Here is a 25,948-nt window from a genome sequence, read left to right on the forward strand (position 1 = left end):
GCCTTTTGGTGAGCGATTGTGAGTGCGCTTGTTCATCAGGCAGCCTCGCCTTGCGGTGAGGCGGTCCCCGTCTGATCCACCCGGTGGTGGTGCGGGGTTGACGCTTCATCGCCCACTGCCTCGCCCGCTGGCGCGGGTTCGGTCTCACGCATGGCTCCACGTCCTGCCACCGGGCCACTCCCGGCGAGACTCTGATCACCCAACTGTGTGGGTGCGCCGAGTCGGGCGAGGTTGATCGCAGCCCCCAGATCACGATCGATCCGATGGCCGCAGTCGTCACATTCGAAGACCCGATCGGCCAGGGTGAGGTTTGACTTTCGCCTCCCACAAACCGTGCACATCTTCGGCGACGGGAAAACCCGGTCGGCCTCCATCAACCGGCTGCCATACCACCGCGTTTTGTAGCCCAGCAGGCGCCGCACCTCAGCCAGCGCGGCATCAGCCAGCGCCCGGTTGAGGCCCGTTTGTAAGCCCCTCCCTTGGCGCGCATGCCTGCGGCGTTGAGTGTTTCGACCACCACGACGTCGTGCTGCTGGGCCAACGCGATGGTCGCCTTGTGCAGCACGTCACGGCGCACCGCGGCGGCATGAGCATGGGTACGCCCGATGCGGGCCTGAGTTTTTCGCCACCGCTTCGACGGTGCCTGCTTGGTCTTGGTGCCCGGATCGTAGTGGCCGTGCTGGCGGGCAGCGCGTCGCTGCAGCGCCCGCAACCGGCCCTGCGCGGCTGTCAGCGACTTCGGCGCGCCGATCCGGTCGACTTCCACACCGTCGGGGCTGGCCACCACGAGCAGGGCGTCGGCTTTGACCCCGACGTCGACCCCGACCACCGGATGCGTCGACCGGCCTGCGTGCGCGGGTCGCCCCTTGCCCGCGACGATGGTGTGCAACGAGCAGTGCCACCGTCCGGCGCTGTCTTGGCGCACGGTGGCCGACAAGATCCGCGCCGTCCCGGCCTCGATTCGGCGGGCCAACTTACGGGTCGACTCGTGGGTCCGGACCGCACCGAGGCGCGGCAGGCTGATGTGGCGGCGATCAGCCTCGCACCGGATGACACCGGTGGTGAACCGCACCGAACGCGGGGCGCGGGCCGACTTGAACCGCGGGAAACCGACCGTCCTGCCGGCCCGCTCACCTTTTCGGGATTTCGACCAGGCATCGAGACCGCGGGCCAGCCCGTCCAGGCCGGTGTTGTAGGCCTCCTTGGAGTTCTCCGCCCACCACGGCGCGCACGAGTCCTTGCGCTGATTCCACACCTTGCGCAACGCCGGCAACGACCACCCCAACACCGGAGTCAGCTCGGCCGCCGTCGATGCCGTAGCTGCACTCGGCAGCCCGCTGATCCATCACCGCTTTCACCAACGCCAACATGTGATTGTGCGCGAACCGTGCCGCACCAGCATGAGACGCCAACGCCCGCAACTGTGTTGGTGTCGGATCCAGTGCGTACCGGTAGGCCTGCGCCGTCCAACCCTCGGGTATCTCGAACCTAACCACCGGCAACAACCTCTACCTGTCTGGTGGCCGTCACCGCCCACGTCGCACGGTTGCGCGCCCCGCGGCGGCCATACAGGCGCGCGGACATCGAGGTCAGCACCTCGATCATGTCGCGCACCAAATAATCGGCGGTCTCGCCCTGATCGGTGACGACAACCTTGCGACCATGGGCAGACAACGCGGCTTCGAGATACTCAACCCCGAAGCGCGCGAGCCGGTCACGATGTTCCACGACCACCACCGAAGCACACGGGTCCGACAATGCGTTGACACCCGCGCGTACACGACTGTGCCACCAGCCTCACCGTTGGCCGCGGCGTCGACCCAGATCGTCCCCGACTCCCACCGGTGAGCAGGCAGCGGCGTCCGATCCTCACGGAACCACCGATACGCCGTCTGCGGATGCACACCACCCGCACGCGCCCACCCAGCCAACATCACACACTCAGCGAAACACACATTTGATCATGTTTGCTCACATATCACCCAACAGTTCGGTACCCCCTGCCTGGCCGGCTACTTGCGGATGGCGCACCCCGCGGCCACGTTGCGGCAATGCGACGAGCCTCTGCACTTCTCGCAGCCGCATCGGCAGCCGTCGTTGGAGAAGGGCCTGGGTCCTTCACGATCGCGATCTCGGCGTGTCATGACCAACTCCTTTGTTTGGCTGGTCTTCAGATTAGTCCTCGACGCAGCGTTACCTGCGGGAATCGCGGTTCTTGACCGCGGCGCGGGCGAACCGCCACAGATAGCGCGGGGTCCCGGCCAGCGTCGGCCGGGTGGGCCAGTCGTCGGCGCGGAAGTAGGCGTCCGATCCGCCGTCGACGAAGATCACGCTGCCGCAGAGAAAGTCCGCGGCGTCCGACAGCATGAACACCATCCAGTCGGCCAACTGATCCGGCGCCCCGAAACCACCCACCGGTACCGGGAAGGCCCGGATGTTCTTCGCCTCCTTGGGCGTGGCCAATTGCTTCTCCAGCAGCGGGGTCAGGATCGCACCCGGCGCCAGCGCGTTGAGCCGGATGCCCTCGCCCGCCCACGGGCCCGTCACGGCCCGGCGACGCACCCACCGCGACACCGCGATCTTCGAGGCGCCGTAGGCTATTGACGGCGCGTTGGCCCCGAACAGGCGCACCGCACGCGCGGCGCGCTCGGCGTCCCCGCCCAGCAGGGCGCGCACCGCCCGCCGCGGCACCAGCGGGATGGTGGTGGTCGAGTTGCTCGAGATCACCACGACCTTGGTCGACGTCCCGCCGGCGGCACCGCGCGCCAGCGCCGGTCGCCACGCCTCGAGCAGTTCGGTGACCCCGAAGTAGTTGACCTCGAAGATGATCCGGGCTTTTCCCGGCCCCGGGATGGGTCCCACCCCGGCCGCCAGCACCGCACCGTCGAGGCGGCCCCCGGCGGCGGCCAGCACCTCGGCGGCGGCCGCAGTCCGGCCCGCCGGGGTGGACAGGTCGGCGACCACCTCGGCCCCAGCCAGGTCCACTCCGATCACGGTGTGTCCGGCGGCGCGCAACTTCTGCGCGGCCTGCTGCCCCATCCCGGACGCGCTGCCGGTCACCGCGTAGGTACCCACTGTGATTCCTCCCGTTGCTCGCTAGCGGACGACGACGCTGCTCGGCGGCCTCGGCGCACCGAGCATCTCCCGGTGCGACGGCGGGCGGCGCCCACCCTCGTCGGTGATGCCGTACCGCTGCGCCAGTTCCGCCCCGATCACGGTGTGCCCGCTGAGTTCGGCCAACGCCGGATCCCGGTACAGCGCGTCGATCAGGCGCCCGGTGAACTCCGGGGTCTCGGCGTGCTCGGCGAACTCGGCCAGGGCCTCGGCGTTCCCGCCGAAGGCGCCGCGGAGCTTCGCGGTGAGCAGGATCCCCATCCAGATCGACACCGTGCTCACCGTCGTATCGGCGAAGTCGACGGCCATGTCCGCGGCCAGCTTGTCGACGCCGGCCTTCTGGGCCCCGTAGGCGGGACCATGCATATAGCACGCCGACCCCGGCGAGGACGTGAACACGATCAGGCCTCGATCCCGACGCACCAGCAGCGGTGCCGCGTGCCAGGCCGCCACATAGGCCGAGCGCAGGCCCACGTCGAGGACATCGGCCAGCGCAAGCGGCTTCTCCCAGAACGGTTTCGGGCTCACCAACTCATCGGCGATGGCCGCGGCGTTGTTGACCAGCAGATCCAACCCGCCGGACTCGGATCCGACCCGTTCGAACAGCGCGGCCACCGCGTCGTCGTCGCGGTGATCCAGCGCCACGGCCACGCCGCCCGGTGGGGCCTCGGTGATGGTGCGGCCGGTGCCGTAGACGCGCCAGCCACGCCCGGCCAGCGCGGCGGCGATACCGTGGCCGGCGCCCCGACTCGCCCCCGTGACCACCGCGACCGGCGTCCTCTCGGTCATCGCGTCACCGCGCGGATCCGGTGGCGAACGAGGCGAGGATGGCCTCGACCGGTGAGCGCCAGCTGATCGCCAACTCGCGCAAGGTCTCGGCGTCGTCCATCGGGATCGCCGCGGTGATCAGCGCGGCGGCCTCGTGACTGAACCCGCTGCCGAGCGGCAGCACCGAGGCCGTGAGGTCCGCGAGCCGCCCGATACCCCGAAACATCGCCGGGCTCATCGGGATTCGGCGGACCTTGCGGCCCGAACCGCGCTCGACCGCGGCGATCATCTGATCGAAGGTGAGCAGCTGCCCGCCACACAGGTAGCGCTTGGGGCCGCGCCCGGGCCGCATCAGGCGCTCGTGCACCAGCGCCACGTCGCGGACGTCGACCATCTGCATGCCGGCGTCGCCCACCTTGGGGGCGACCCGGTACCGCACGATGGTTTCCCAGCCCTGCTCGGTGATGCCGGGGGCGGTGTGCAGCGCCGGACCGACCACGCTCGACGGGTAGGTCACCACCACCGGCGCCCCGTCGCGCTGCAGCTCCCGCGCCACCCGATCGGCATAGGACTTGGTCCGCGCATAGGCCGACTTCCCGTCGGCGGTCGGCGAATCCGGGGTGATCACCGGCCCCGGGGGCGGGAACAGCGCGCTGTAGCTGGACACCAGCACGATCGGATCGAGGTTCAACTCGACGCCGCGGCGCATGATGCGTTCGCTGGCGTAGGCGTTGATGTCCCACATCAACGCCTCGCGGCTGTCGTCGGTGCCCACCACCCCGGCGCCGTGCAGCACCGCGTCACAGCCGTCGAGCAACCCGGCCACCGCGTCGGGGGTGCGCAGATCCCCGCGCACCAGTTCCAGCGTCCCGGCCCCACGCAGGTGCGCCAGCAGCGCGTCGTTGGACCACTGCGGCTCCACCAGGAGTTTCACGTCGTGACCGGCGGCCAGCAGTTCGGCCACAATATGGGCGCCGACATAGCCGGTCCCGCCCGTTACCGCAATGTGCATCGTCGGACCTTATCGCGCCGCAACCGTGCCGCCGTCGACTACACCCACCAGGTGGACAGTGCCTCCAGGTGTCGCCGCGACCGATGTTTGGCCATGCTGTCGTCGCCGTCGCGGATGGCCTCGATGATGCGGCCGTGCGCGCGGTACATCTCGGTGGCGTCGGCGGCCCCCGGCATCGGGTGCATGGTGGGTGTCCAATGCCGGCCGAACAATTCGACGATGATCCGCAGGAAGATGTCGAGCACCCGGTTGCCCGCCAAATCGGCCAGTTCGGCGTGGAATTCGAGGTCCGTCCAGCCCGCTGCGCGGGGATCGTCGACCGGCACGCCCTGGGGCGGTACGTCGTGGCGGCGGGCCAGAAAGGCGGCCACGTCGGGATCGTCGCGCCGGGCCACCACCGCGGCGACGTTGTCGACCTCGATGGCCTCCCGCACCAGCGACAGGTCCGCGCGGCTGGGCCGCCGATAGTCGAGATAGAGCGCGATGGTGTCGACGGCGGCCTCCGGCTGCGGTTCGGTGACGATCAGCCCGCCGCCCGGCCCGCGTCGCATTCGGGCCACGGTGTGGTACTCCAGCAGCCGAACCGCCTCGCGCAGAATCGATCTGGACACCCCGTAACGCTGCAGCAGATCTCCCTCGCCGCCGAACACTGTCCCGGTGCGCCAGCCATCGGCGGCGATGTCCTCGTGGATCGCCGCGGCCACCGACTCGGCGCGCTTGCCCCGGGCGGCCGCCGCCGGTTCGGCGACCCGGTGGCCGCCGCGTCGGGGTTGGGCGCGCAGCCATTCGGTGACGGCGCGGACGTGGTCCTCGGTCAGGGTCTTGGCGCGGGTGACATCGCCGGCGGCGACGGCCTCCACGATGGCCCCGTGGTCGGCCCGCAGCCCGCGGCGCGCCTCGGCCGTCGGGGCGCCCGTGCCGCGCGCGTAGCGGGCGGTCAAGCGGGTGAGCACCTCGACGAACAGCGCCAGCACCGGGTTGCCGGCCGCCTCCGCGAGGGTGATGTGCAGTTCGCCGCGCTCGGGTTGCTCGGCGGTGGCGGCCAGAGCCGTTCGCAGCGCCGTGATTTCGGCCTCGTCGACGCGCTCGGCGGCCAGCCCGGCGGCCAGCGGTTCCAGCAGGAGCCGCGCGTCGAACAGTTCGTCGATGGTGGTGCCGACGTACTCCAGGTAGATGACCATGGCCCGGGTCGCCGGGGCGGCGTCGGGGGTCGTGACGATCAGCCCGCCACCGGGCCCGCGGCGCATCCGGGCCACCTGGTGGTGCTCGACGAGGCGCACCGCCTCCCGCAGCACCGACCGGCTGACGCCGTACTGCTCCTGCAGGTGCGCCTCGGAACCCAGCGACTCACCGAGCGGCCAGTTCCGGCGGATGATATCCGCCTCGATGAGGCGCGCGACCTGAGCGGCCCGGCGACCGCCGGCAGGACCGGGGTCCGGCACCTACTTGATCAGCGGATCGCGCGGCATCCCCAGGATCCGCTCCGCGATCTGGTTGCGGGTGACCTCCGAGGTGCCGCCGGCGATGGCCATTCCGCGGGCGCCCATGGCCAACTGGGCCACCAGCGCGGTCGGCCCGTCCAGCAGGGCGAGGTCCGCGCCGGAGAGCGCACCGGCGATCCCGGCGTACTCGCCCATGTGCTCGGCGAGCTTGAGCTTGGTGATGTTGCCCTCGGGCCCGGGCCCGGCGCCCTCGATGCTGCGCACGGCCCGCCGCAGGTTCAGCAGCCGGATCGCATGGTCGTCGGCCAGGTAGTTGCCGGCCCGGATCTTGGCCCCGGCCACCCGATCTCCGTACTCGGTCACCATCGGGATCACCGTTTCGGGTTTGATGCCGGCGATTCCGGCGCCGCCGCCGATGCTCACCCGCTCGTTACCCAGCGTCGCGCGCGCGACCGTCCAGCCGGTGTTGGGCTCGCCCACCACATCCTCGTCGGGGACGAAGACGTCGTTGAAGAACACCTCGTTGAACTCCGAGCCGCCGCTGATCATCCGCAGCGGCCGGACCTCGACGCCGGGGGCCTTCATGTCGATGATCACCGTCGTGATGCCGGCGTGCTTGGGCACATCGGGGTCGGTGCGCACGGTGGCCAGGCCGCGGCGGCAGTAGTGCGCCCCGCTGGTCCACACCTTCTGCCCGTTGATCTTCCAACCGCCGTCGACGCGGACCGCGCGGGTCTTGACCGCCGCGGCGTCCGAACCGGCGTCCGGCTCGGAGAACAGCTGGCACCAGATCTCGTCGCGGCGCAGCGCCTTCTCGACGAATCGTTCGATCTGCGAGTCGGTTCCGTGCTGGATGAGGGTCAGGATCACCCAACCGGTGATGCCGTAGTCGGGTCCCTTGACGCCGGCGGCGCGGAACTCCTCGTCGATCACCAATTGTTCGACGGCGTCGGCGGCGCGGCCCCACGGCTTGGGCCAGTGCGGCATGACGTAGCCGGTGGCGATCAGCCGGTCCAACCGGTCCGCCTCGTCGAGCTTGGCGAGTTCGGCGGCGTCGGCGCGCACGCTGACCCGCAGTTCCTCGGCCTCGGCCGGCAGGTCCAGGCTGTTGGCGCGGCGCACCCCGTCGGCGGTGAGGTCGAAGACGTCCGCCGAGGGCGCGTCACCGCCCAGCGCCGCCCGCAGGGTCATCGCCCGCCGCAGGTGCAGGTGCGCATCGTGTTCCCAGGTGAAGCCGATCCCGCCGTGCACCTGGATGTTCAACTCCGCGTTGCGGACATAGGCGGCAAACGCCGAGACCGCCGAGGCGGCGGCCATCAGCGCGAACTCCTGCTCGGAATCCTGTTGCGCGCGTGCGGCATCCCACACCAGGGCCACCGCGGATTCGGCGGCCACCGCCATGTTCGCGCAGTGGTGCTTGACGGCCTGGAACGTGGCGATGGTCCGGCCGAACTGCTGGCGGACCTTGGCGTATTCCACCGCGCTGTCCACGCAGTCCCCGGCACCACCGACGGCCTCGGCGGCGAACAGGGCCCGCGCGTGGGCCAGCGCCGCACCGCGCGCCCCGGTGAGGATGTCTTCGGCGCCGACCGACACGCCCTCGAGGCGCACCCGGCCGGAGCGGCGGGTGGGATCCAGATTGTCCGGAACCTCCACGTCGACCCCGGCACGGTCACGCTCCACGATCAGCACGTCGTCGCCGGCGACCAGCAGCAGCAGATCGGCGAGGCCGGCGCCGAGCACCACGCCGGCGTTGCCCTGGGCCGTGGTGCCCTCGACCGTGACCGCGCCGCCCAGACCGACGGCGGCCGTGACCGATCCGTCGATGAGGCCGGGCAGCAGCCGCGCCTTCTGCTCGGCGCTGCCGGCCCGGTCGATCACCGCCGAGGCCACCACGGTGGGGACGAAGGGACCCGGGGCCACGGCGCGGCCCAGTTCCTCGATGACGACGACGAGTTCGGGCAGACCGAACCCGGAGCCGCCGTGCTCCTCGCCGATGTGCAGGCCCAGCCAGCCGAGGTCGGCCAGCTCGGACCAGAACGCCGGACGTGCCTCCTCCGGAGCGTCCAGCAGTTCCCGGGCGGCGGCCCGGGCCTTCTGCGCGGTGAGGAACCCGCGGGCAACCCCGGCGAGCTCACGATGGTCGTCGGTCAGCGCAATGCCCACGGGTTCTCCTCAGCGTCGGTTTATCAGTGCACTCTATTGCAGAGCGCGACTACTTCGGGGCGAACCGCTGACCCGCATCCAGCCGCAGGCACTGGCCGTTGAGCATCGGGTTCTCGACGATGGCGGTGACCAGCTTGCCGTATTCCTCGGGGCGGCCGAGCCGCTTCGGGAACGCCGCATCCTTGGTCAGCGCGGTGGCGAATTCGTCCGGGATGCCCTTGGTCAGGCCGGTCGCGAACAGGCTCGGCGCGATGGCGAGCACCCGCACGCCCACCGAGCCCAGGTCGCGGGCCATGGTCAGGCACATGCCGGCGATGCCGGCCTTGGCCGCGGTGTAGGCCACCTGGCCGATCTGGCCCTCGAACGCCGCGATGGAGGCGGTGTTGATGATGACGCCGCGCTCCTCGTCCTCGGGCTCATTTTTGGCCATGTGCTCGGCCGCCAACCGGCTGATGTTGAAGGTCGCGATGAGGTTCAGATCGATGGTCTTGCGGAAGGTGTCCAGGCTGTGGACGCCCTTCTTGCCCAGCGTCCGCTCGCCCACGCCGCCACCGGCGGTGGTGACGATGACGTGCAGGCCACCCAGGTCGCCGACGGCCTGGGCGAGCGCGGCCTCGGTGCCCTCGAAGTCGGTGACGTCCACCGCGTAGAACTTGCCGCCCAGCTGCTCGGCGACGTCCTTGCCGTCCGAGCCCTCGCGGTCCAGGATCGCCACGTCGGCGCCCTTGGCCTTGAGCAGCTCGGCCGAGGCACGCCCCATACCCGATGCGCCGCCGACGACGATGGCCTTCTTGCCGTTGATCTCCATGCACTGCCTCCCTAGAAAACCTGGTTTCGTTACAAAGTTAGCGACCCGTGTCACGGTACGGCACGCGGGGTCGAGAATTGAGTGTCCGGATCTCGCGGTGTCGGTCCCGTGTGCCACCGTGGACGCATGCGGTTGATCGACGTCGCCACCGCCTCCGCCGAGGTGGGCGCCTCGTCGTCCCGGACGGCGAAGATCAACCGGATCGCCGCGCTGCTGTCGACCGGCGCCGCCGACGGTGATCCGGACGGGGCCGCACAGCGGGTCGCCACCGTGGTGTCCTGGCTGTCGGGGGACCTGCCGCAACGCCAGATCGGGGTCGGCTGGGCGGCGCTGCGGTCCCTGCCGGCCCCCGCGGACCGGCCCAGCCACACCGTCGCGGGCGTCGACGCCGCGTTCAGCGAGATCGGCGCCATCGCCGGCAAGGGATCGGCCGCGCACCGGGCGGCCCGGGTCGCGGCGCTGTTCGCGGCGGCCACCGACGTCGAGCAGCGGTTCCTCCGGCGACTACTCTCCGGCGAACTGCGCCAGGGTGCGCTCGGCGGCGTCATGGCCGAAGCGGTGGCCAAGGCCGCCGGTCTGCCGCCGGCCGACATCCGCCGCTCCGCGATGCTCGCCGGCAACCTGCCCGCGGTCGCCGCCGCGGCGCTGACCGGCGGTGCCGCCGCGGTCGCGGAGTTCCGCCTGCGGGTCAGCCAACCCGTGTCGCCGATGCTGGCCCAGACCGCCGCCGCCGTCGGCGACGCGCTCGAACGGTTCGGCGGGACGGCGATTTTCGAGCCCAAGCTGGACGGCGCCCGGGTCCAGATCCACCGCGACGGCGACGCGGTCACCGTGTACACCCGCAGCCTCGACGACGTCACCGCGCGCCTACCCGAGGTGGTCGCCGCCACCCTGGCCCTGCCGGTACGGACCCTGATCGCCGACGGCGAGGCCATCGCGTTACGCCCCGACGGCCGCCCGCACCGCTTCCAGGTGACCGCCTCGCGGTTCAGCCGCCGCACCGACAGCGCGGCCGCGGCTGCCGCCCAACACCTTTCGGTGTTCTTCTTCGATCTGCTACACGTCGACGGCACCGACCTCATCGACGCCCCCACCGCCCAGCGCCTGGCCGCGCTCGATGACCTGATCCCCGCGGCGCAACGGATGGACCGGTTGCACACCTCGGATCCGGCTACCGCCCAAGGCTTTCTGGCGGCCACGCTGAGCGCCGGTCACGAGGGCGTGATGGCCAAGTCGCCCGACGCGCCGTACGAGGCCGGCCGGCGGGGCGCCGGCTGGTTGAAGGTCAAACCCGTGCACACCCTGGACCTGGTGGTGCTCGCCGTCGAGTGGGGATCCGGGCGGCGCACCGGCAAGCTGTCCAACATCCATCTGGGCGCCCGCGACCCCGCCGGCGGCGGCTTCGTGATGTTGGGCAAGACGTTCAAAGGGATGACCGACGCGATACTCGAGTGGCAGACCGCCCGGTTCCTGGAACTTGCCGACGGCCCAACCGACGGCTACGTGGTCCGCGTACGACCCGAGCAAGTGGTCGAAATCGCCTTCGACGGCGTGCAGAAGTCCAGTCGCTACCCCGCCGGGATGGCCCTGCGCTTCGCGCGGGTGCTGCGCTACCGCGACGACAAACCGCCGGCCGAGGCCGACACCGTCGAGGCCGTGCGCACGATCTTCGACACCTGAGCCGGAAGTCTCACGATGGGGCCGCTGTGATGACACGATCAACGCAGACGTCAACGTAGATCATCGGAAGGCTCACCACGTGGCAACCCCTGCCGCCGCGCCCTCGGAACGCATCGAGGAGACCGCCGGCGATATCACCTACATACGTACCGAGAAGGACCTTCCTCCGGTCGCGATCATCGACCGCTCCCCCATCACCACCAGGCACAAGCTGATCTTCGCGGCCATCGCCCTCCTGGGCGCGTGCGCGTGGGTGGTCATCGCGTTCCTGCGCGGTGAGACCGTCAACGCGGTCTGGTTCGTGATCGCGGCCATCTGCACCTACGTGCTGGGCTACCGGTTCTACGCGCGGCTCATCGAGATGAAGATCGTCAAACCGCGGGATTCAGACGCCACCCCGGCCGAGATCTTCGAGAACGGCACCGATTACATGCCGACCGACCGGCGGGTGCTGTTCGGTCATCACTTCGCCGCGATCGCCGGCGCCGGGCCGCTCGTGGGTCCGGTGCTGGCCACCCAGATGGGCTTTTTGCCCGGTGCGATCTGGATCATCATCGGCGCGGTGGTGGCCGGCTGCGTGCAGGACTATCTGGTGCTGGCCATCTCGACGCGCCGGCGCGGCCGCTCCCTGGGACAGATGGCGCGCGACGAACTCGGCACCGTGGGCGGGGTCGCCGCCATCGTCGGCGTCCTGGTCATCATGGTCATCCTGCTCGCGGTGCTGGCACTAGTGGTGGTCAACGCCCTGGCCGAAAGCCCGTGGGGCGTCTTCTCCATCGCGATGACCATCCCGATCGCCATCTTCATGGGCCTGTACCTCCGCTTCCTGCGACCGGGCCGGGTCTCCGAGGTCTCCGTGATCGGTGTGGTGCTGCTGCTGTTGGCCGTGGCCTCCGGTGGCTGGGTCGCCGAAACATCGTGGGGTGCAGACTGGTTCACCCTGTCCAAGGTGACGCTGTCGTGGTGTCTGATCATCTACGGGCTGGCCGCATCCGTGCTGCCGGTCTGGTTCCTGCTGGCCCCGCGCGACTACCTGTCGACGTTCATGAAGGTGGGCACGATCGCGCTGCTGGCGGTGGGCATCCTGCTGGCCCGGCCGATCATGGAGGCGCCGGCCATCTCGCAGTTCGCCACCCGCGGCGACGGGCCGGTGTTCGCCGGTGCGCTCTTCCCGTTCCTGTTCATCACCATCGCCTGCGGTGCGCTGTCGGGATTCCATTCGCTGATCGCCTCCGGCACCACCCCGAAGCTGCTGGAGAAGGAAAGCCAGATGCGGCTGATCGGCTACGGCGGCATGCTGACCGAGTCGTTCGTCGCGATCATGGCGCTGATCACCGCCTCGATCCTCAACCAGCATCTCTACTTCGTGATGAACGCGCCCGCCGCCGCCACCGGCGGGGCCGCGGAATCGGCAGCCGACTACGTCAACAACCTCGGCCTGTCCGGCCCACCCATCACCGCCGACGAGATCAACGCCGCGGCCGAGAGCGTCGGCGAGGCCTCGATCATCTCCCGCACCGGCGGTGCGCCGACCCTGGCGTTCGGCATGTCCGAGGTCCTGCAGGTGTTCGGCGGCCCGAACCTCAAGGCGTTCTGGTACCACTTCGCGATCATGTTCGAGGCGTTGTTCATCCTGACGACCGTCGACGCGGGTACCCGGGTGGCCCGCTTCATGCTCTCCGACGGGCTGGGCAACCTCGGCGGACCGATGCGCAAGCTGCGCGACCCGAGCTGGCGGGTGGGCGCGTGGACCTGCAGCGTGATCGTCGTGGCGGCCTGGGGCTCCATCCTGCTGATGGGTGTCACCGACCCGCTGGGCGGGATCAACACGCTATTCCCGCTGTTCGGTATCGCCAACCAGTTGTTGGCCGCCATCGCGTTGACCGTGGTGACCGTGGTCGTGATCAAGAAGGGTCATTTGAAGTGGGCGTGGATACCGGGGCTACCGCTGCTGTGGGACCTGATCGTCACGATGACCGCGTCGTGGCAGAAGATCTTCTCCGGGGACCCCAAAGTGGGCTACTGGACCCAACATGCACAGTATGTGGCGGCCAAGGCCGCCGGTGAGTCCAGTTTCGGGGCGGCCAAGACGCCCGACGAGATCGACGCGGTGATCCGCAACACCTTCATCCAGGGCACCTTCTCCATTGTGTTCGCGGTGTTGGTGCTCATCGTGGTCGCCGCCGGGGTGGTCGTCGCGCTGCAGTCCATCCGCGGCCGCGGCCGTCCGCTGACCGAGGACGACCCGGTGCCGTCCCGGATCTTCGCTCCCGCCGGGATGATCCCCACCGCCGCCGAGAAGGAGGTGCAGAAGCAATGGGACGCGTTACCGAAGGACTCCGTCACTTCCGTTGGTACTGGGCATCATTGATGGGCGATAACCACTACCAGCGCTACGTGGAGCACCGCCGGCGCAAACATCCGGACCAACCGGTGTGCTCCGAGCGCGAGTACTGGCGGATGCGACACGCCGCCAGCGACGCCAACCCGGGCGCCCGCTGCTGCTGAGCCGATGAGCCAGGACGGGGGCGCGCAGTCGACCAGCGTCGGATATCCGCTGGCCACCTACCGCTACGTCCGGTTGGCGCTGGTGGCCGTCGTGGCCGGCCTACTGGCCTCAATCACACTGACGGCCGTGCCGCAGAACTGCTGGCAGACCTCCCTGAGCGCGTTCTACTTCACGCTCAGCCACGCGGTGTTCGTCGGCGCGCTGTGTGCGACCGGCGTGTGCCTGATCGTCTACAAGGGACTCACCCGGCCCGAGGACATCCTGCTGAACTACGCCGGCTTCCTCGCGTTCGTCGTCGCTCTGGTCCCGACCCACAGTCCGGTCCACAATCCCAAGGACCCCACCTCCAGTTGCGGCCTGTGGCTGCCGACCAACGACGACGCCACCGCCGCGGTGGGCAACAACATCACCGCGGTGCTGGCCGGCGCCGCCGTGGGCATCGCGGCCTACCTGGTGGTCCGGGCGACGGCCGGACCACCACCGAGATCCGATCTCGACGCCGAGGCGGGCCCCGCCGACGACGAGCGACCACGTGGCGCCGCGGCGAAGGTGGCCAACCTCATCCTCGAGTGGATCCAGGTCATCGCGCCGCTGGCCACGGCCGCGACGCTGGCCGCCGGGCTGCTGTGGTTCCTGTTCGACCGTGAGTCCTTCCTCGCCGATGCGCACTCCGCGGCGGCCATCGCCATGTTCAGCGGCGTCATCGCGGTGGTCGTGCTCTACGCCTGCTACTCCGTTCAGCACTTCTGCCATTGCCGCGCCCGTGGCCGATTTGCTGTGGCGTACATCACCATTGCCGTCGCCATGACCGTCACGTTGATCGTCGTCGGCGTGCTGCACGTGCACCTGCGGACCTGGAATCACGGCATCCTGGCCCTGGAGATCGCGCTGATCGTGGAGTTCGCCGCGTTCTGGCTGCTGCAGACCCTGGATTCCTGGAACGGCACCTACCGCCCGGTGGTTCCCCCACCTGGGCTGCGGCCTCCCGCGGCGCGGACGGACTGAACGTGCGTTATGCTGGGTCCAACGCCGACGCGCAGTATCCGTCGGTACGTCGTGAAATCTTCTGGGAACTCACCGCATATCGGTGAGCAGCACCGCCCACACGAACAGTTCTCGCGGCGATCGATTTTGCCCACCGGCAATCTCGCCACTACGTCTGCCACTGCTGCGGCTGCTGTCGCGCGCACTGACAACGACGCCTGAAAGGCAACACTTTTCTGTGACAAATGAATCCACCTTCGCCGGCCTGGGCGTTCCCGCCGGACTGGTCAAGACGCTTGCCGCGCAAGGCATTAGCGCACCCTTCCCGATCCAGACCAAGACCCTGCCCGACTCGTTGGCCGGCCGCGACGTGCTCGGCCGCGGAAAGACCGGCAGCGGCAAGACGCTGGCGTTCAGCCTGCCCCTGGCCACTCGGCTGACGGCGGGACGTCGCCGCGCCGCCGCACCGTCCGGCCTGGTGCTGGCCCCCACCCGCGAACTCGCGACCCAGATCACCGCGACGCTGCAGCCGCTGGCCGCCGCCGCGGGGTTGACGGTCACCACCATCTTCGGCGGCGTGTCCCAGTCGCGCCAGGTCAAGGCGCTGCGGGACGGTGTCGACATCGTCGTGGCCTGCCCCGGCCGGCTCGAAGACCTGATGCGTCAGGGTGAGATCAGTCTCAAGGCGGTCGAGATCACCGTCATCGACGAGGCCGACCACATGGCCGACCTGGGCTTCTTGCCGGGCGTGACCCGGATCCTGACGGCCACGCCGGCCGGTGGACAGCGACTGCTGTTCTCCGCGACCCTGGACAACGGGGTCGACAAGCTGGTCGCGAAGTTCCTGCGGGAACCGGTGCTGCACTCCGTAGACGAGGCCAACTCCCCCGTGGCGGCCATGACCCACCACGTGTTCCACGTCGCCGGCAACGACGACAAAAAGAAGCTGGTGCAGTACCTGGCTTCCGGCACCGGACGTCGAATCCTGTTCCTGCGCACCAAGCATCAGGCGCGCAAGCTGGCCAAGCAGCTCACCGAGGCCGGTGTGCCGTCGGTCGACCTGCACGGCAACCTGTCCCAGCCCGCCCGCGACCGTAACCTCGCCGCGTTCAGCAGCGGTGCGGCCCGGGTGCTGGTGGCCACCGACATCGCGGCCCGCGGGGTGCACGTCGATGACGTCGAACTCGTCGTGCACGTGGATCCGCCCATGGAACACAAGGCCTATCTGCATCGCTCCGGGCGCACCGCCCGCGCGGGCAACGCCGGCGATGTGGTGACCGTCGTCCTGCCCGAACAGCGTCGCGATACCCGGTCGCTGTTGCAGCGCGCCGGCATTCGCGTCGAGCCGCAACAGGTGTCGGCCGAGTCGGAGTCGGTGCGCGCACTGGTCGGCGAACTCGCGCCGTACCAGCGGCCCGCCCCGGCGGCGGCCCCCGCCCCGCAGCCGAACCGGTCCCAGCCGAGGCGCCGTTCCGGCGGCGGGTCCAACGCCGGCCGCGGCGGTGCACGTTCGGGACAGCAGGCAACCGGCGGCGGGAGCCGTGGGTCACGCGGCGGACGGGGCCGTCGGCCCCAGCGCAGCGCCTCGGCCTGACGGTTCCCCCTAGTGGGCCCTGCCGCGGTGCACCCGCACCCTGCGGACAGTGACCGTCACCCGCATCCGACCTGGTAGGTACAGCTCTATCCGGTTCATGGGCTGATCTCCTTTCGCCCAGGTTTCCAGGCTAGGCACGCTTGGGCCGCATCGCCACACAACTCAGGGCTTTCCCAGACCCGAGTGCCGGGTGTGCGGAACCTGGGAACCGCCGGCGACGACAAAGCCTGTGCAGTCCAAGGCCTTCCATATCGACGCGCGGACCCCCGCCTGGCATACCGGCGGGGGTTCGGCGCGCGGTTTCCGCCCGTTCGACCAGCTCCCGCACCAGGGGGATGGACCCGGGGGCACCTCGTCTGGCAGGATTTGATCAAATATCGAAAGTGCCGTTAGCCGAGCGTGAGGACGACGTATGGACTTGGAGTGGTCAGAACGGGACCGCGCATTTCGCGATGAGGTGCGCGCGTTCCTCGACGACAAGCTGACCCCGGATCTGCGCGCGGCGGGGCGGTTGATGACCAGCGTGTACGCCGACCACGAGGCCAGCATGGCCTGGCAGGCGATCCTGCACGAGCGGGGCTGGGCCGCCCCGGCGTGGCCGGTCGAGTACGGCGGCTGCGACTGGACGCTGACCCAGCACTACATCTTCAGCCGCGAGTCCCAGCTGGCCGGCGCACCGTCGCTGTCGCCGATGGGGATCAAGATGGTCGCCCACGCCATCATCCGATTCGGCACCGAGGAGCAGAAGGCGTTCTTCCTGCCGCGGATCCTCACCGGCGAGGTGTTCTTCTGTCAGGGCTATTCGGAGCCCGAATCCGGCAGCGACCTGGCCTCCCTGCAGATGGCCGCGGTCTCCGACGGTGACGACCTGGTGCTCACCGGCAGCAAGATCTGGACGACGCACGCCACCGAGGCCAACTGGATGTTCGCGTTGGTGCGCACCTCGCGCCTGGAACGCAAGCAGCAGGGCATCACCTTCGTGCTGTTCGAGATGGACACCCCCGGCATCGAGGTGCACCCGCTGGTGATGACCTCCGGCGAGGAAGTGCAGAGCCAGGTGTTCTTCGACGGCGTGCGGGTGCCGAAGGCCAACGTGCTCGGCGATATCGACGACGGCTGGACCGTGGCCAAGTACCTGCTGGAGTTCGAGCGCGGCGGCGGCGCCACCGCCCCGGCGCTGCAGGTGATGGCCGAAGAGATCGCCACCGCCGCAACGCATCAGCCCGGCCCCGACGGCGGCCCGCTGATCGAGGACCCGGCGTTCGCCCGCAAGCTGGCCGATCTCCGGATCCGCACCGAGGTCCTCGAGATCCTGGAGTTCCGGACCCTGGCGGTGGTCGCCGAGGGCGGCAACCCCGGTCCGGCGTCGTCCATGCTCAAGGTGATCTCCACCGAATTGAGCCAGGCCATCACCGAATTGGCGCTCGAGACCGCCGGTCCGCGGGGCCGGGTCTACCAGCCCCACGCCACCCGGCCGGGCGGACCGGTCACCGAGTACGAGCCGCCCGCCGACGGATACGTCAGCGGGGCGCCCTGGCAGGCGGTCGCGCCGCTGCGGTACTTCAACGACCGGGCGGGCTCGATCTACGCCGGCAGCAACGAGATCCAACGAAACATCCTCGCCAAAGCGGCGCTCGGGCTCTAGGGAACTGGTTATGGAATTCAATCTCAGCAAGGAACAGGAACTGCTGCGCGACGGTCTCGCGAAGTTCCTCGACACCCGCTACGACCTGGCGACCAGCCGCAGCGCCGCCAAGACCGGCCCCGGCTGGCAACCCGAGATCTGGCGGTCGTTCGCCGAGGAACTCGGCATCCTGGCGGCCACCTTCGACGAGTCGGTCGGCGGGATCGGCGGTGGCGCCGAGGAAATGATGGTCATCACCGAGGCGCTGGGCCGGGCCCTGGTGGTCGAGCCCTACGTCAGCACCGTGGTGGTCGGCGGTGGGCTGCTGGCCCGCGCCGACACCGCGCCCGCGCGCGCCGTGCTGGAGCAGATCGTCGAGGGCAAGGCCGTCGTCGCACTGGCCCACCTCGACGCGGGCGCGCCCGCGACCGCCGAGTCCGACGGCGACGGCTGGGTGATCACGGGGACCAAGACGGTGGTGCTGGACGCGCCGCTGGCCACCCACCTGCTGATCACCGCCGACACCGCCGAGGCCACCTCGCTGTTCCTCGCCGAGTTCGACGCGACGAACCCGCCCGCCGGCGTCACCGCGCACCGACTGCGGACCATCGACGACCGCCAGGCGGCGGATCTGGTGTTCGACGGTCTGCGCCTGCCCGCGGACGCCATGCTGTGCGTGGCCGAGCCGTCGCTGGCGCGAGCGCTGGACGAGGGCGCGGCCGCCGTGGCCTCCGAGGCCGTGGGATGCATGCGAAAGGTGGTCGCCGACACCGTCGACTACTGCAAGCAGCGCCAGCAGTTCGGCCAGCCGATCGGCAGCTTCCAGGTGCTGCAGCACCGCATGGTCGACATGTACATGGAGCTCGAACAGGCCGTCGCTGCGGTCTATCTGGCGGTGTTGAACCTGGACGCCGAACCAGCGACCCGGGCCCGCGCGGTGTCGGCAGCCAAGGCGACCGTCGGGCGCGCGGCCCGCTTCATCGGACAGAACGCCGTCCAGTTGCACGGCGGCATGGGCATGACCGAGGAACTGGCCATCGGCCACTACTTCAAGAGGCTCACCGCGGTGCAGTACGAGTTCGGCACCACCGACTACCACCTGGGCCGCTACGCGGAGCTGTCCAAGTAGCGACTCAGAGGTTGAACCGGCCCGCGAACCCGCGCAGCGGCAGGTCCGCACTGGTGAGCAGTCCCGGCGGTGCGGCCACCACCCGTTCGAGCGAGTTCAGGGCCGGCAACCCGGTGACGGTCATGCCGATGGAGGCGAACGCCGTCGGATCACTCAAGTCCACACCGGGTTTCGGGAAGATCATGTGCTTGTTGTAGACGCACGGGTCCCCGGCGATCTTGGTGAGGTAGCAGCCCTTGATGTCCCAACTCGGGTCGGTGAACGGCGTCATCTGCCATTCCAGATGCGTCTCGATGCGCGGAACGCCGTTCACCATGCCCTGGTACTTGATGTAGTTGCCGCCCAGCGATCCCTTGGGCAGTTGGTACCAGCCGAGGTCGACATCCTTGGTGCACGCGCCCAATTCGGCGCTGAAGACCACGTCGTCGAGTTCGAGTTCGAAGCAGTCGGCCATCATCAACACGCTGTCGGCGAAGACCCGGGTGTACTTCTCCAGCATGCCGGGGATCTCCGGATCGTCCACGGGCCGGCCGTAGCCGACCTCGATCCAGGTCTCCTTGGAGTGATGGCAGGACACGTCGACGGACTCGATGGTGGTGACGTTCTCGATGTCGGCGACATCGGCCGAACACACCACGCCCAGAATCTGATTGACGCCCGGGTTCATCCCGGTGCCGTAGAACGTCGCGCCGCCCTTGGCACACGCCTCGGCCAACAGCGCACTGACCGGCCTGCCCGACGGGTGCGGGTGGTTGGTGTCGCGGTGCCAGCCGGTGATCCAGTCGGCGGTCGTGACGATGTTGATGCCCGCCTCGAGGACCCGCACGTAGAGGTCCTCGTCGGGGAACACCCCGTGGAAGGTCAGCACATCCGGCTTGGCGGCGAGGATCTCGTCGATCGACCCGGTGGCGCGCACGCCGACGGGGCCGATGCCGACCAGCTCGCCGACGTCGCGACCGATCTTGTCCGGCGTGTAACAGTGCACACCGATCAACTCGATGTCGGGGCGAGTCTGGATGCGTTTGATCATCTCGCTGCCGACGTTGCCGGTGGCGACCTGGAAGACCCGAATCGGGTTGTGGGACATGCTGTCTGCCTTTCTAGGTGCGGCCGGCTAGTTCGGCGGCGCTGCCACCGCGACCGTCGGGATAGAACTGTTTGGCCCAGTTGCGGATCGCCGTGAACCCCTGATACTCCGAGTTGGCCAGCGCGGGCGGGTCGGAATACCGCTGGTGGGCCCAGATGTGGATGTCCTGGCTGAACTGCCGGATCACCTCGTCGCCGAACTCCGCGGCCTTGGCCGCGGCGCGCTCGGGGTCCCGGGTGGCCGAATCACCCTGCGGGCGGCCGATGTACACCATGAACCGGACATCAGAGGTGAACTCGTCGACCGGGGTGATCGCGGAGATGGTCCGGTTGTCGATCATTCCCCAGCTCTTGGTCACCGCGATGCCGAGCCCGCCGTTGATGGCCTCCACGCCGCTGTTGACGTCCTCGATCCGCTGGCCGTCGTCGCCCTCGAAGGTGATGGTGAAGTCCACGAAGGACACCGGCGCCGCGAAGTCGTGGCGGGTGAACACCGGCACGATCGGCGTCTTGTGCACGTACTTGAAGTGCGCGAAGTCCACGCCGTTCTCCAGCACATACTGCGGGTGCATCTCCAGGGCTTGCCGGAACAGGCGCTGCTGCGGGTAGTAGTCGGTGGCCGCGCTGCCGTCCCCGAAGTCGGCGAACACATCCGGCGCCTCGAAATAGGGCGCGCGCCCGGCGATGTCGTGCCAGATGTAGACCGATTCGTTGCGCTCCACCACCGGATAGGTGGTGATGCGGCGCCCGCGGTTGGGCCGGTCCTCGTACGGGATGCACACGTTGCGGCCCTGGTGGCTCCACTGCCAGCCGTGAAACGGGCACTGCAGCACCTCCCCGATCACCGTGCCGCCGTAACCAAGGTGCGCGCCGAGGTGCTCACAGTAGGCGTTCATCACCGTCAGCTGACCCGATTCCGCGCGCCAGGCCACCATCTCCTGGTCGAAGTACTTCATGACGTGGACATCGCCGACGGCGATCTCGTCGGACCAGGCGACCTGGAACCACCCCGTTGGTTTCATCGACAACGGCGGTTTTGCCATCGAGTGACCTCTCATGCCGCGCGGGCCGGACCCGCCAAATGATAGTGCCCGCGATCATAAAATAATAGTGATCACTGTGAAATGGCGCGGCGGCGGCTACGATCACTCACCATGACCGCCGCGGGCACCGAGGGAAGGCGCAGCAACCGGCGCGGCATCGCCACCCGGGAGAGCATGCTCGAGGCCGCGGTGCGCTGCCTGGCCTCCGGCGATCCGGGCGCGGTCTCGGCCAGTCGGATCGCCAAGGAGATCGGCGCCACCTGGGGCACGGTGAAGTATCAGTTCGGCGACGTCGACGGGTTCTGGGCCGCGGTCCTGCACCACACCGCCGAACTACGCGGCGAACTCCCGGTGCATACCGACGCGGCGCTGCCGCTGCGCGAGCGGGTCTCCTCGATCATCGAAACCCTCTACGGCGGGCTGACATCGACCCAGTCACGGGCCATCGAGAACCTGCGGGCGGCCCTGCCGAGCGATCCCGCCGAGTTGCAACGCCTGTATCCGCGCACCGCCGCCGAACTCTCGACGTGGGGCGACAGCTGGCTGCAGTCGTGCGAACGGGCATTCGCCGATCTCGACGTCGACGCCCAGCGGGTGCGCGAGGTGGCGGCGTTCATCCCCGGCGCCATGCGCGGCATCGTGTCCGAACGTCAACTCGGCAGCTTCTTCGACCTCGACGAGGCCCGCCGCGGGCTCACCAACGCCATCGTCGCCTACCTGGAACACTCGGGGCGCGCCTAGCTCTCCCCCGTCACCGAACGATCCAGCGCGGCAAGGGAATCCACCAGGTAGCTCTTGTCGAACGGCGGCATCCCGCCGATCGTGTCCCGGAAGCTCTGCGGTGTCCCGGACCAGTTGTAGGTCAGCGTGACCTCGGTTCCGGAGCCCGCGGGCGCCACATCGTAGCGCCAGCTCCAGCCGCCCGGCTGATGGTTGCCGTCGTCGTCGAGGGTGCCCGGCAACCAGCCGATGCTGCGGTCGGCCTCGAACACGTCGACCACGTTGTGCATGACGTAGTGGCCGCCGGCGAACTCCAAAAACATGTTCATGGCGAACATTTCGCCGACGCCGGCGATCCGCTGTGGTTCCACCGCGTCGCGCACCCAGTCGCTGGGCTCGATCTGCTGGTGTCGCGCCGGATCGGACAGGACCGCGAACACCTGCGCCGGGGATGCGGCAATCGTTCGGGTCACGACGTAGCGCTCCACGGTCATGCGCTGACTCCCTGCCCGTAGAGGCGGGCGACGTCGGGCGAATCCAGCCACTTGGAGTAGGTCGGGGATTTCGGCCAGCCCGCGGGCGAATCCTGCCATTCCTCCTGTCGACCCCACGGCAGGATGTCGACCAACGGGAAGGTGTAGCTGAGTTGTTCGGTACCGCGCCCGTTGGTGTGCCACGTCCGGTACACGGTGTCGCCGTCGCGCAGGAACACGTTGACGGCAAACCCTTCGTTCGGTGCGGCGTCGACGTCGGCGCCGAACGAACTGCCCGCCGCGGAGTACCACGGCATCTTGTTGCCCACCTTGTCGCGATAGGCCAGCGCCTCCTCGAGCGGGCCATTGGTGACGATGACGAACCGGGCGTCGTAGTTGTCCAGGAAGTCCAGGCGGGTGTACTGGGTGGTGAGCCCGGTGCAACCACCGCACTGCCATTCGGCCCCGTCGGTCCACATGTGGTGGTAGGTGATGAGCTGGGAGCGACCCTGGAACACCTCGGCCAACCGGACCGGCCCCTGCTCGCCGACCAGGGTGTAGTCCGGCAGTTCGACCATCGGCAGCCGACGGCGCTGCGCGGCGATCGCGTCCAGTTCGCGGGTCGCGGCCTTCTCTCGTCGCCGCAACTCCCCCAGCGCTTCGGCCCAGGTCTGCTGATCGACCACCGGCGGTCTGTTTTCGATTGTCATGGAGCCTCCTGCGGCGGGTTTCGGTAGGGCTAGAGGGATTGACCGCCCACGGCCGCGATACTCATCGCCGAGCCCGGAAAATGGGGGTGCCGAGGGAGTCCCTGCACCTGGAGTACATAGGATGCCCTAACCTCGGGTCAGCGGTTTCGCGGAAAGTGAGGGATCGATGTTGATCTGCCTGAACGAAGGTGGCCGGCCATGAGCGAGCTTCGTGATGCCGCCGGACTGCGCATCCTCATTGTCGGCGCCTCCTCGGGCATCGGCCACGCCGTGGCCCGCCGCGCCGCGGCCCGCGGTGCCACCGTCGCGGTGGCGGCCCGCCGGGTCGAGCTGCTGACCGAGCTGGCCGAGTCCATCGGCGGCACCGCCTTCGAACTCGACGTCCAGGACGCCAAGGCCATCGAGAAGGTCGTGCCGCAGGCTGTCGAGTCGCTCGGCGGCAGCGTCGACGCCGTGCTGTTCACCAGCACCGTCGTTCCGTTCGCTTACATCGAGGACACCGACGTCGCGACCTGGCTGCACGCGTACGCGGTCAACGCGCTGGGCGCCAACTACGTGCTGCGGGCCTCGCTGCCGCATCTGAGCGAGGACGGGGTCGTGCTGATCACCTCGAGCCGCGAGGTGGGCCGGCCGCGCGCCGGCGTGGCGGCCTACGACGCCAGCAAGGCCGCGCTCGACGAGATCCTCAATGCGTGGCGCAGCGAGCATCCCGACCTGTCGTTGATCCGCGTGGGCATGGGCCCCACCGAGGACACCGAGATCCTGCGCGGGGCGGACCGCGATCTGCTCGAGGAGCTGTTCAAGTCCTGGGTGGAACACGGTCAGCTGCCGGCGCAGATGTCCGAGCTCGACGACGTCGCCAACACGCTGGTGTCCCTGGTGACCGCGGCGTACGCGAACCCCAGCGTGGTCCCCGAGATCGTGCAGCTGTCGCCGCGGATCCGCAAACGCCCGTCCAAAGAGGAGACGGGTTCCTGATTCGCATCGATCGGATCACGGTCTCCGGCAAACTTGTGCACGGCAACCGCCGGGCCCGCTACCGTTTCGGCAATCGAAGGGGATGACATGAAGTTCTGTGCGCCGATCGCGGCGTCGGTGTTGGTGGCGGGCGGACTGCTGCTCGCCGGTCCCGCCTCGGCGGCCGACGACTCCGCCGAAACCTGGACCATGCCCAACGTCGTCGGCAAGACCCTGGCGCAGGCGGAATCCTCGGTGGCCGGGCTCAGCGACAGCGTCACCTTCCGCACGGTGTCCACCGACATGACGGGCTTCGGCCGCCAGCAGCTCAGCTCGCCCAACTGGACGGTCTGCGCCACCGCGCCGCGCGCCGGCGGCACGATCACCGCGAAAACGACCGTCGTGCTGGGTGTTGTGCGGTTGCACACCGAGTCCTGCTGACGCATTCTCGGCGCTGAGCTCACAGGCAGCGATTTTAGGCTGCCACCATGGTCAACTTCCCAACTTCACTGGCCGGCCTCAGCGCCGTGCTGCTCGCCGGCGGGCTCGCCCTGGCCGGTCCCGCCGCCGCCGACGATCCCGAATGGGAGATGCCTGACGTGGTCGGCAGCACCCTGGCCGAGGCCGAGGCCCAGGTGGCCGGGCTCAACGAGGAGATCGCCTTCGAGACCGTCGATCTGACGGGCCTGAATCGAGACGTGCACAGCCCCGCCAACTGGACCGTGTGCGCCACCGTGCCCGAGGCCGGCGGGACCCTGACCGCGGAGTCCACGGTCGGCTTCGCGGTGGTGCGTCAGTACGAAGAGTCCTGCGACTAGGCCCGCAGCCAGGCCTCACCACCAGCGCGAGCGTGCGCGCCCCCGGGCGACACGCCGCCAAAATCTCGTGGTTTGCGCACCTTCGCGGGAGGATCGCGATCCAGAGTGCGGCAATACTTTCGGCGTCGGTGGCCGAGTACGACGTGGCCCCTGCCGGCTGATCCGGGCGGACGGCAGTAGCCGAGCCACCTGCCCCTGTCAATCCGTTGTCAACTTCCTGTGGATGGCTTACGCTCTCGTCAGTTAGTTCATCCAGGGGGTTCGCCATGTTTCGTCCGTTGTTCGCTGCTGTCTTTGTTGCCGGTGTAGCCCTGTCCGCAGCCCCCTTGGCCTCAGCCGCACCGTTCAAGAACTGCACCGAGGCGCGTTCCAACGGCTACTCCAACATCCCGTCGAGCTCGGAGTACTACGGCTCGCACCTGGACCGCGACGGCGACGGGATCGGCTGCGAGAGCTAACCTTTCGCCGTGCGCCTCATCGTCCTCTGCGTCATCCTCCTGGCCGGCCTACTGGGCGCGCCGGCGGCCGCCGCCGATCCGGTGGCGGTCACGGCCACGGTGCTGCGCGTGGTCGACGGCGACACCATCGACGTGCGCGACGACGTCCGCGGTCGGCTGCGCATCCGCGTCCTGGGCATCGACACCCCGGAGACCAAGAAGCCGGGCTACACCGTCGGCTGCTGGGGTCCGCAGGCCACCGAGTTCGCGCGCGCCAACCTCGTCGAGCAACGCGTGGCGATCGTCTACGACCCCACCCAGGGCATGCACGACCGCTACGGCCGCACCCTGGCCTACCTGGTGAAGGCCGACGGCTGGGACTACTCGGTGGAGGCCGCCCGCGCCGGCATGGCGCACGCCTACGTCTACGGCGGCCAGCCCGTGCAGCGCTACCCGCAGATCGCGGCGGCCGAGCGTGAGGCCAAGGCCGCCGGCCGCGGCCTGTGGGGCCCACCCTGCCACGGCGACACCGACTCCACCCGCCGCTGACCGCGATTTCGGTGCGCGTGGTTGCGCTCGCCGCAACCAGGCGCACCCGAATCGCTCGGGGACAATGGTCGTGTGTTCCTCGTTCTGGCGTTTGTGATCCCCGCGGCGGTCTATCTCGCGTGTCGGCCACTCGCGTCGGTGCCCAGCGCCCGAGTGCGCGCGGCGATTGCCGCCTTGGCGGCCACGGTCATCTGGGCGACCGCGGTCTACAGCGCACCGGGCAGCGGCACCTTCGTCATTCAGCTGGTGTGCGGGGCACTTCTGGTCGGCGTGGCGGTCGCACTTCTGGTCAAAGGGCGGCAAAAGCCGGTCCGATAACGCGCCA

26 protein-coding genes and 2 pseudogenes are annotated in these 25,948 nt (G+C 69.2%); 14 read left to right on the forward strand and 14 right to left on the reverse strand.

The features are described from left to right. Positions 1 to 35 precede the first annotated feature (35 nt). From EL338_RS26580 to EL338_RS16110, 10 genes and pseudogenes are all read right to left on the reverse strand, one after another. Positions 36 to 374, reverse strand: a complete 339-nt coding sequence (locus tag EL338_RS26580) for a zinc ribbon domain-containing protein (RefSeq protein ID WP_235666170.1) — start codon at positions 372 to 374, stop codon at positions 36 to 38. Beyond that, positions 374 to 1,288, reverse strand: a complete 915-nt coding sequence (locus EL338_RS26585) for a transposase (RefSeq protein ID WP_235666171.1) — start codon at positions 1,286 to 1,288, stop codon at positions 374 to 376. Before EL338_RS26585 ends, EL338_RS26580 begins: the two co-directional genes overlap by 1 nt. 115 nt (positions 1,289 to 1,403) lie before the next feature. Next, positions 1,404 to 1,496: pseudogene (locus EL338_RS26850) on the reverse strand (hypothetical protein); the annotation flags it as partial. Beyond that, positions 1,489 to 1,934, reverse strand: a pseudogene (locus EL338_RS16080) (IS607 family transposase). The pseudogenes EL338_RS26850 and EL338_RS16080, both read right to left, overlap by 8 nt. 259 nt (positions 1,935 to 2,193) lie before the next feature. After that, positions 2,194 to 3,075, reverse strand: a complete 882-nt coding sequence (locus EL338_RS16085; protein WP_126334656.1) for an SDR family oxidoreductase — start codon at positions 3,073 to 3,075, stop codon at positions 2,194 to 2,196. Between the two features lie 21 nt (positions 3,076 to 3,096). Beyond that, positions 3,097 to 3,903, reverse strand: a complete 807-nt coding sequence (locus EL338_RS16090; RefSeq protein ID WP_126334657.1) for an SDR family NAD(P)-dependent oxidoreductase — start codon at positions 3,901 to 3,903, stop codon at positions 3,097 to 3,099. Positions 3,904 to 3,907: 4 nt separating this feature from the next. Further along, entirely contained in the window at positions 3,908 to 4,894 is a 987-nt protein-coding gene (locus EL338_RS16095) for an NAD-dependent epimerase/dehydratase family protein (RefSeq protein WP_126334658.1), read from the reverse strand. A 38-nt stretch (positions 4,895 to 4,932) separates the two neighbouring features. Beyond that, the gene (locus tag EL338_RS16100; protein ID WP_126334659.1) at positions 4,933 to 6,336 is read right to left on the reverse strand and encodes a FadR/GntR family transcriptional regulator; all 1,404 of its coding nucleotides are present in this window, start codon (positions 6,334 to 6,336) and stop codon (positions 4,933 to 4,935) included. Further along, complete coding sequence (locus EL338_RS16105) at positions 6,337 to 8,502, reverse strand: acyl-CoA dehydrogenase family protein (protein WP_126334660.1); 2,166 nt, start codon at positions 8,500 to 8,502, stop codon at positions 6,337 to 6,339. 49 nt (positions 8,503 to 8,551) lie between these two features. Continuing rightward, positions 8,552 to 9,310 carry an SDR family NAD(P)-dependent oxidoreductase gene (locus EL338_RS16110; protein ID WP_126334661.1) on the reverse strand — a complete coding sequence of 253 codons (759 nt, stop codon included), beginning with the start codon at positions 9,308 to 9,310 and terminating at the stop codon, positions 8,552 to 8,554. Positions 9,311 to 9,436: 126 nt separating this feature from the next. Between EL338_RS16110 and EL338_RS16115 the strand changes: the two genes are divergently transcribed. The 7 genes from EL338_RS16115 (at position 9,437) to EL338_RS16145 (ending at position 18,830) form a co-directional block, all read left to right on the forward strand. Next, positions 9,437 to 10,990, forward strand: a complete 1,554-nt coding sequence (locus EL338_RS16115; RefSeq protein ID WP_126334662.1) for an ATP-dependent DNA ligase — start codon at positions 9,437 to 9,439, stop codon at positions 10,988 to 10,990. A gap of 79 nt (positions 10,991 to 11,069) precedes the next feature. Further along, entirely contained in the window at positions 11,070 to 13,361 is a 2,292-nt protein-coding gene (locus EL338_RS16120) for a carbon starvation CstA family protein (protein ID WP_126334663.1), read from the forward strand. Next, the gene (locus EL338_RS16125; RefSeq protein WP_126334664.1) at positions 13,307 to 13,498 is read left to right on the forward strand and encodes a YbdD/YjiX family protein; all 192 of its coding nucleotides are present in this window, start codon (positions 13,307 to 13,309) and stop codon (positions 13,496 to 13,498) included. Before EL338_RS16120 ends, EL338_RS16125 begins: the two co-directional genes overlap by 55 nt. A gap of 4 nt (positions 13,499 to 13,502) precedes the next feature. Continuing rightward, positions 13,503 to 14,504 (forward strand): diphosphate--fructose-6-phosphate 1-phosphotransferase, encoded by a 1,002-nt coding sequence (locus tag EL338_RS16130; RefSeq protein ID WP_126334665.1) that lies wholly within the window; start codon positions 13,503 to 13,505, stop codon positions 14,502 to 14,504. A 217-nt stretch (positions 14,505 to 14,721) separates the two neighbouring features. After that, positions 14,722 to 16,077, forward strand: coding sequence for a DEAD/DEAH box helicase (locus tag EL338_RS16135; protein WP_126334666.1), 1,356 nt, complete (start codon positions 14,722 to 14,724; stop codon positions 16,075 to 16,077). A gap of 412 nt (positions 16,078 to 16,489) precedes the next feature. Then, positions 16,490 to 17,722, forward strand: coding sequence for an acyl-CoA dehydrogenase family protein (locus EL338_RS16140; RefSeq protein ID WP_126334667.1), 1,233 nt, complete (start codon positions 16,490 to 16,492; stop codon positions 17,720 to 17,722). A gap of 10 nt (positions 17,723 to 17,732) precedes the next feature. Next, complete coding sequence (locus EL338_RS16145) at positions 17,733 to 18,830, forward strand: acyl-CoA dehydrogenase family protein (RefSeq protein WP_126334668.1); 1,098 nt, start codon at positions 17,733 to 17,735, stop codon at positions 18,828 to 18,830. Between the two features lie 4 nt (positions 18,831 to 18,834). Here EL338_RS16145 and EL338_RS16150 read toward each other — a convergent pair whose 3' ends face one another. Both EL338_RS16150 and EL338_RS16155 read right to left on the reverse strand, forming a co-directional pair. Continuing rightward, positions 18,835 to 19,917: an NAD(P)H-dependent amine dehydrogenase family protein gene (locus EL338_RS16150; protein ID WP_126334669.1), complete on the reverse strand. Its 1,083-nt coding sequence runs from the start codon at positions 19,915 to 19,917 to the stop codon at positions 18,835 to 18,837. Positions 19,918 to 19,930: 13 nt separating this feature from the next. Further along, the gene (locus EL338_RS16155) at positions 19,931 to 20,959 is read right to left on the reverse strand and encodes an aromatic ring-hydroxylating dioxygenase subunit alpha (RefSeq protein WP_163792194.1); all 1,029 of its coding nucleotides are present in this window, start codon (positions 20,957 to 20,959) and stop codon (positions 19,931 to 19,933) included. 111 nt (positions 20,960 to 21,070) lie between these two features. On the opposite strand from EL338_RS16155, the gene EL338_RS16160 reads away from it, so the two are divergent. Then, on the forward strand, positions 21,071 to 21,700 hold the full coding sequence (locus EL338_RS16160) for a TetR/AcrR family transcriptional regulator (protein WP_126334671.1): 630 nt from the start codon (positions 21,071 to 21,073) through the stop codon (positions 21,698 to 21,700). Here the strand turns inward: EL338_RS16160 and EL338_RS16165 are convergent. Both EL338_RS16165 and EL338_RS16170 read right to left on the reverse strand, forming a co-directional pair. Next, positions 21,697 to 22,173, reverse strand: a complete 477-nt coding sequence (locus EL338_RS16165) for an SRPBCC family protein (protein ID WP_126334672.1) — start codon at positions 22,171 to 22,173, stop codon at positions 21,697 to 21,699. The two genes, EL338_RS16160 and EL338_RS16165, sit on opposite strands and share 4 nt — an antisense overlap. Then, positions 22,170 to 22,862, reverse strand: a complete 693-nt coding sequence (locus EL338_RS16170) for a DUF899 domain-containing protein (RefSeq protein ID WP_126334673.1) — start codon at positions 22,860 to 22,862, stop codon at positions 22,170 to 22,172. Before EL338_RS16170 ends, EL338_RS16165 begins: the two co-directional genes overlap by 4 nt. 198 nt (positions 22,863 to 23,060) lie before the next feature. Here EL338_RS16170 and EL338_RS16175 point away from each other — a divergent pair, with 198 nt between their 5' ends. The 6 genes from EL338_RS16175 to EL338_RS16200 all read left to right on the forward strand — a co-directional run bounded on the left by EL338_RS16175 (position 23,061) and on the right by EL338_RS16200 (position 25,941). After that, positions 23,061 to 23,840, forward strand: a complete 780-nt coding sequence (locus EL338_RS16175; RefSeq protein WP_126334674.1) for an SDR family oxidoreductase — start codon at positions 23,061 to 23,063, stop codon at positions 23,838 to 23,840. A gap of 87 nt (positions 23,841 to 23,927) precedes the next feature. Continuing rightward, positions 23,928 to 24,260: a PASTA domain-containing protein gene (locus EL338_RS16180; protein WP_126334675.1), complete on the forward strand. Its 333-nt coding sequence runs from the start codon at positions 23,928 to 23,930 to the stop codon at positions 24,258 to 24,260. 47 nt (positions 24,261 to 24,307) lie between these two features. Next, complete coding sequence (locus tag EL338_RS16185; protein WP_126334676.1) at positions 24,308 to 24,637, forward strand: PASTA domain-containing protein; 330 nt, start codon at positions 24,308 to 24,310, stop codon at positions 24,635 to 24,637. Positions 24,638 to 24,963: 326 nt separating this feature from the next. After that, entirely contained in the window at positions 24,964 to 25,095 is a 132-nt protein-coding gene (locus tag EL338_RS16190; RefSeq protein WP_235666172.1) for an excalibur calcium-binding domain-containing protein, read from the forward strand. A 9-nt stretch (positions 25,096 to 25,104) separates the two neighbouring features. After that, the gene (locus tag EL338_RS16195; RefSeq protein WP_235666173.1) at positions 25,105 to 25,623 is read left to right on the forward strand and encodes a thermonuclease family protein; all 519 of its coding nucleotides are present in this window, start codon (positions 25,105 to 25,107) and stop codon (positions 25,621 to 25,623) included. A 72-nt stretch (positions 25,624 to 25,695) separates the two neighbouring features. Then, positions 25,696 to 25,941, forward strand: coding sequence for a hypothetical protein (locus EL338_RS16200; protein WP_126334678.1), 246 nt, complete (start codon positions 25,696 to 25,698; stop codon positions 25,939 to 25,941). The last annotated feature ends 7 nt before the right edge of the window (positions 25,942 to 25,948 follow it).

Origin of the sequence: Mycolicibacterium chitae, from assembly GCF_900637205.1 — a bacterium.
Taxonomy (GTDB): domain Bacteria; phylum Actinomycetota; class Actinomycetes; order Mycobacteriales; family Mycobacteriaceae; genus Mycobacterium; species Mycobacterium chitae.

Bases quoted from the DNA above. Each gene is read 5' to 3' on its own strand.
- EL338_RS16145 (WP_126334668.1), top strand. From the start codon at position 17,733: ATGGAATTCAATCTCAGCAAGGAACAGGAACTGCTGCGCGACGGTCTC.
- EL338_RS16170 (WP_126334673.1), bottom strand. From the start codon at position 22,862: ATGACAATCGAAAACAGACCGCCGGTGGTCGATCAGCAGACCTGGGCC.
- EL338_RS16140 (WP_126334667.1), top strand. From the start codon at position 16,490: ATGGACTTGGAGTGGTCAGAACGGGACCGCGCATTTCGCGATGAGGTG.
- EL338_RS26580 (WP_235666170.1), bottom strand. From the start codon at position 374: ATGGAGGCCGACCGGGTTTTCCCGTCGCCGAAGATGTGCACGGTTTGT.
- EL338_RS16125 (WP_126334664.1), top strand. From the start codon at position 13,307: ATGGGACGCGTTACCGAAGGACTCCGTCACTTCCGTTGGTACTGGGCA.
- EL338_RS16175 (WP_126334674.1), top strand. From the start codon at position 23,061: ATGAGCGAGCTTCGTGATGCCGCCGGACTGCGCATCCTCATTGTCGGC.
- EL338_RS16155 (WP_163792194.1), bottom strand. From the start codon at position 20,959: ATGGCAAAACCGCCGTTGTCGATGAAACCAACGGGGTGGTTCCAGGTC.
- EL338_RS16180 (WP_126334675.1), top strand. From the start codon at position 23,928: ATGAAGTTCTGTGCGCCGATCGCGGCGTCGGTGTTGGTGGCGGGCGGA.
- EL338_RS16185 (WP_126334676.1), top strand. From the start codon at position 24,308: ATGGTCAACTTCCCAACTTCACTGGCCGGCCTCAGCGCCGTGCTGCTC.
- EL338_RS16130 (WP_126334665.1), top strand. From the start codon at position 13,503: ATGAGCCAGGACGGGGGCGCGCAGTCGACCAGCGTCGGATATCCGCTG.
- EL338_RS16095 (WP_126334658.1), bottom strand. From the start codon at position 4,894: ATGCACATTGCGGTAACGGGCGGGACCGGCTATGTCGGCGCCCATATT.
- EL338_RS16160 (WP_126334671.1), top strand. From the start codon at position 21,071: ATGACCGCCGCGGGCACCGAGGGAAGGCGCAGCAACCGGCGCGGCATC.
- EL338_RS16150 (WP_126334669.1), bottom strand. From the start codon at position 19,917: ATGTCCCACAACCCGATTCGGGTCTTCCAGGTCGCCACCGGCAACGTC.
- EL338_RS16115 (WP_126334662.1), top strand. From the start codon at position 9,437: ATGCGGTTGATCGACGTCGCCACCGCCTCCGCCGAGGTGGGCGCCTCG.
- EL338_RS16110 (WP_126334661.1), bottom strand. From the start codon at position 9,310: ATGGAGATCAACGGCAAGAAGGCCATCGTCGTCGGCGGCGCATCGGGT.
- EL338_RS16165 (WP_126334672.1), bottom strand. From the start codon at position 22,173: ATGACCGTGGAGCGCTACGTCGTGACCCGAACGATTGCCGCATCCCCG.
- EL338_RS16090 (WP_126334657.1), bottom strand. From the start codon at position 3,903: ATGACCGAGAGGACGCCGGTCGCGGTGGTCACGGGGGCGAGTCGGGGC.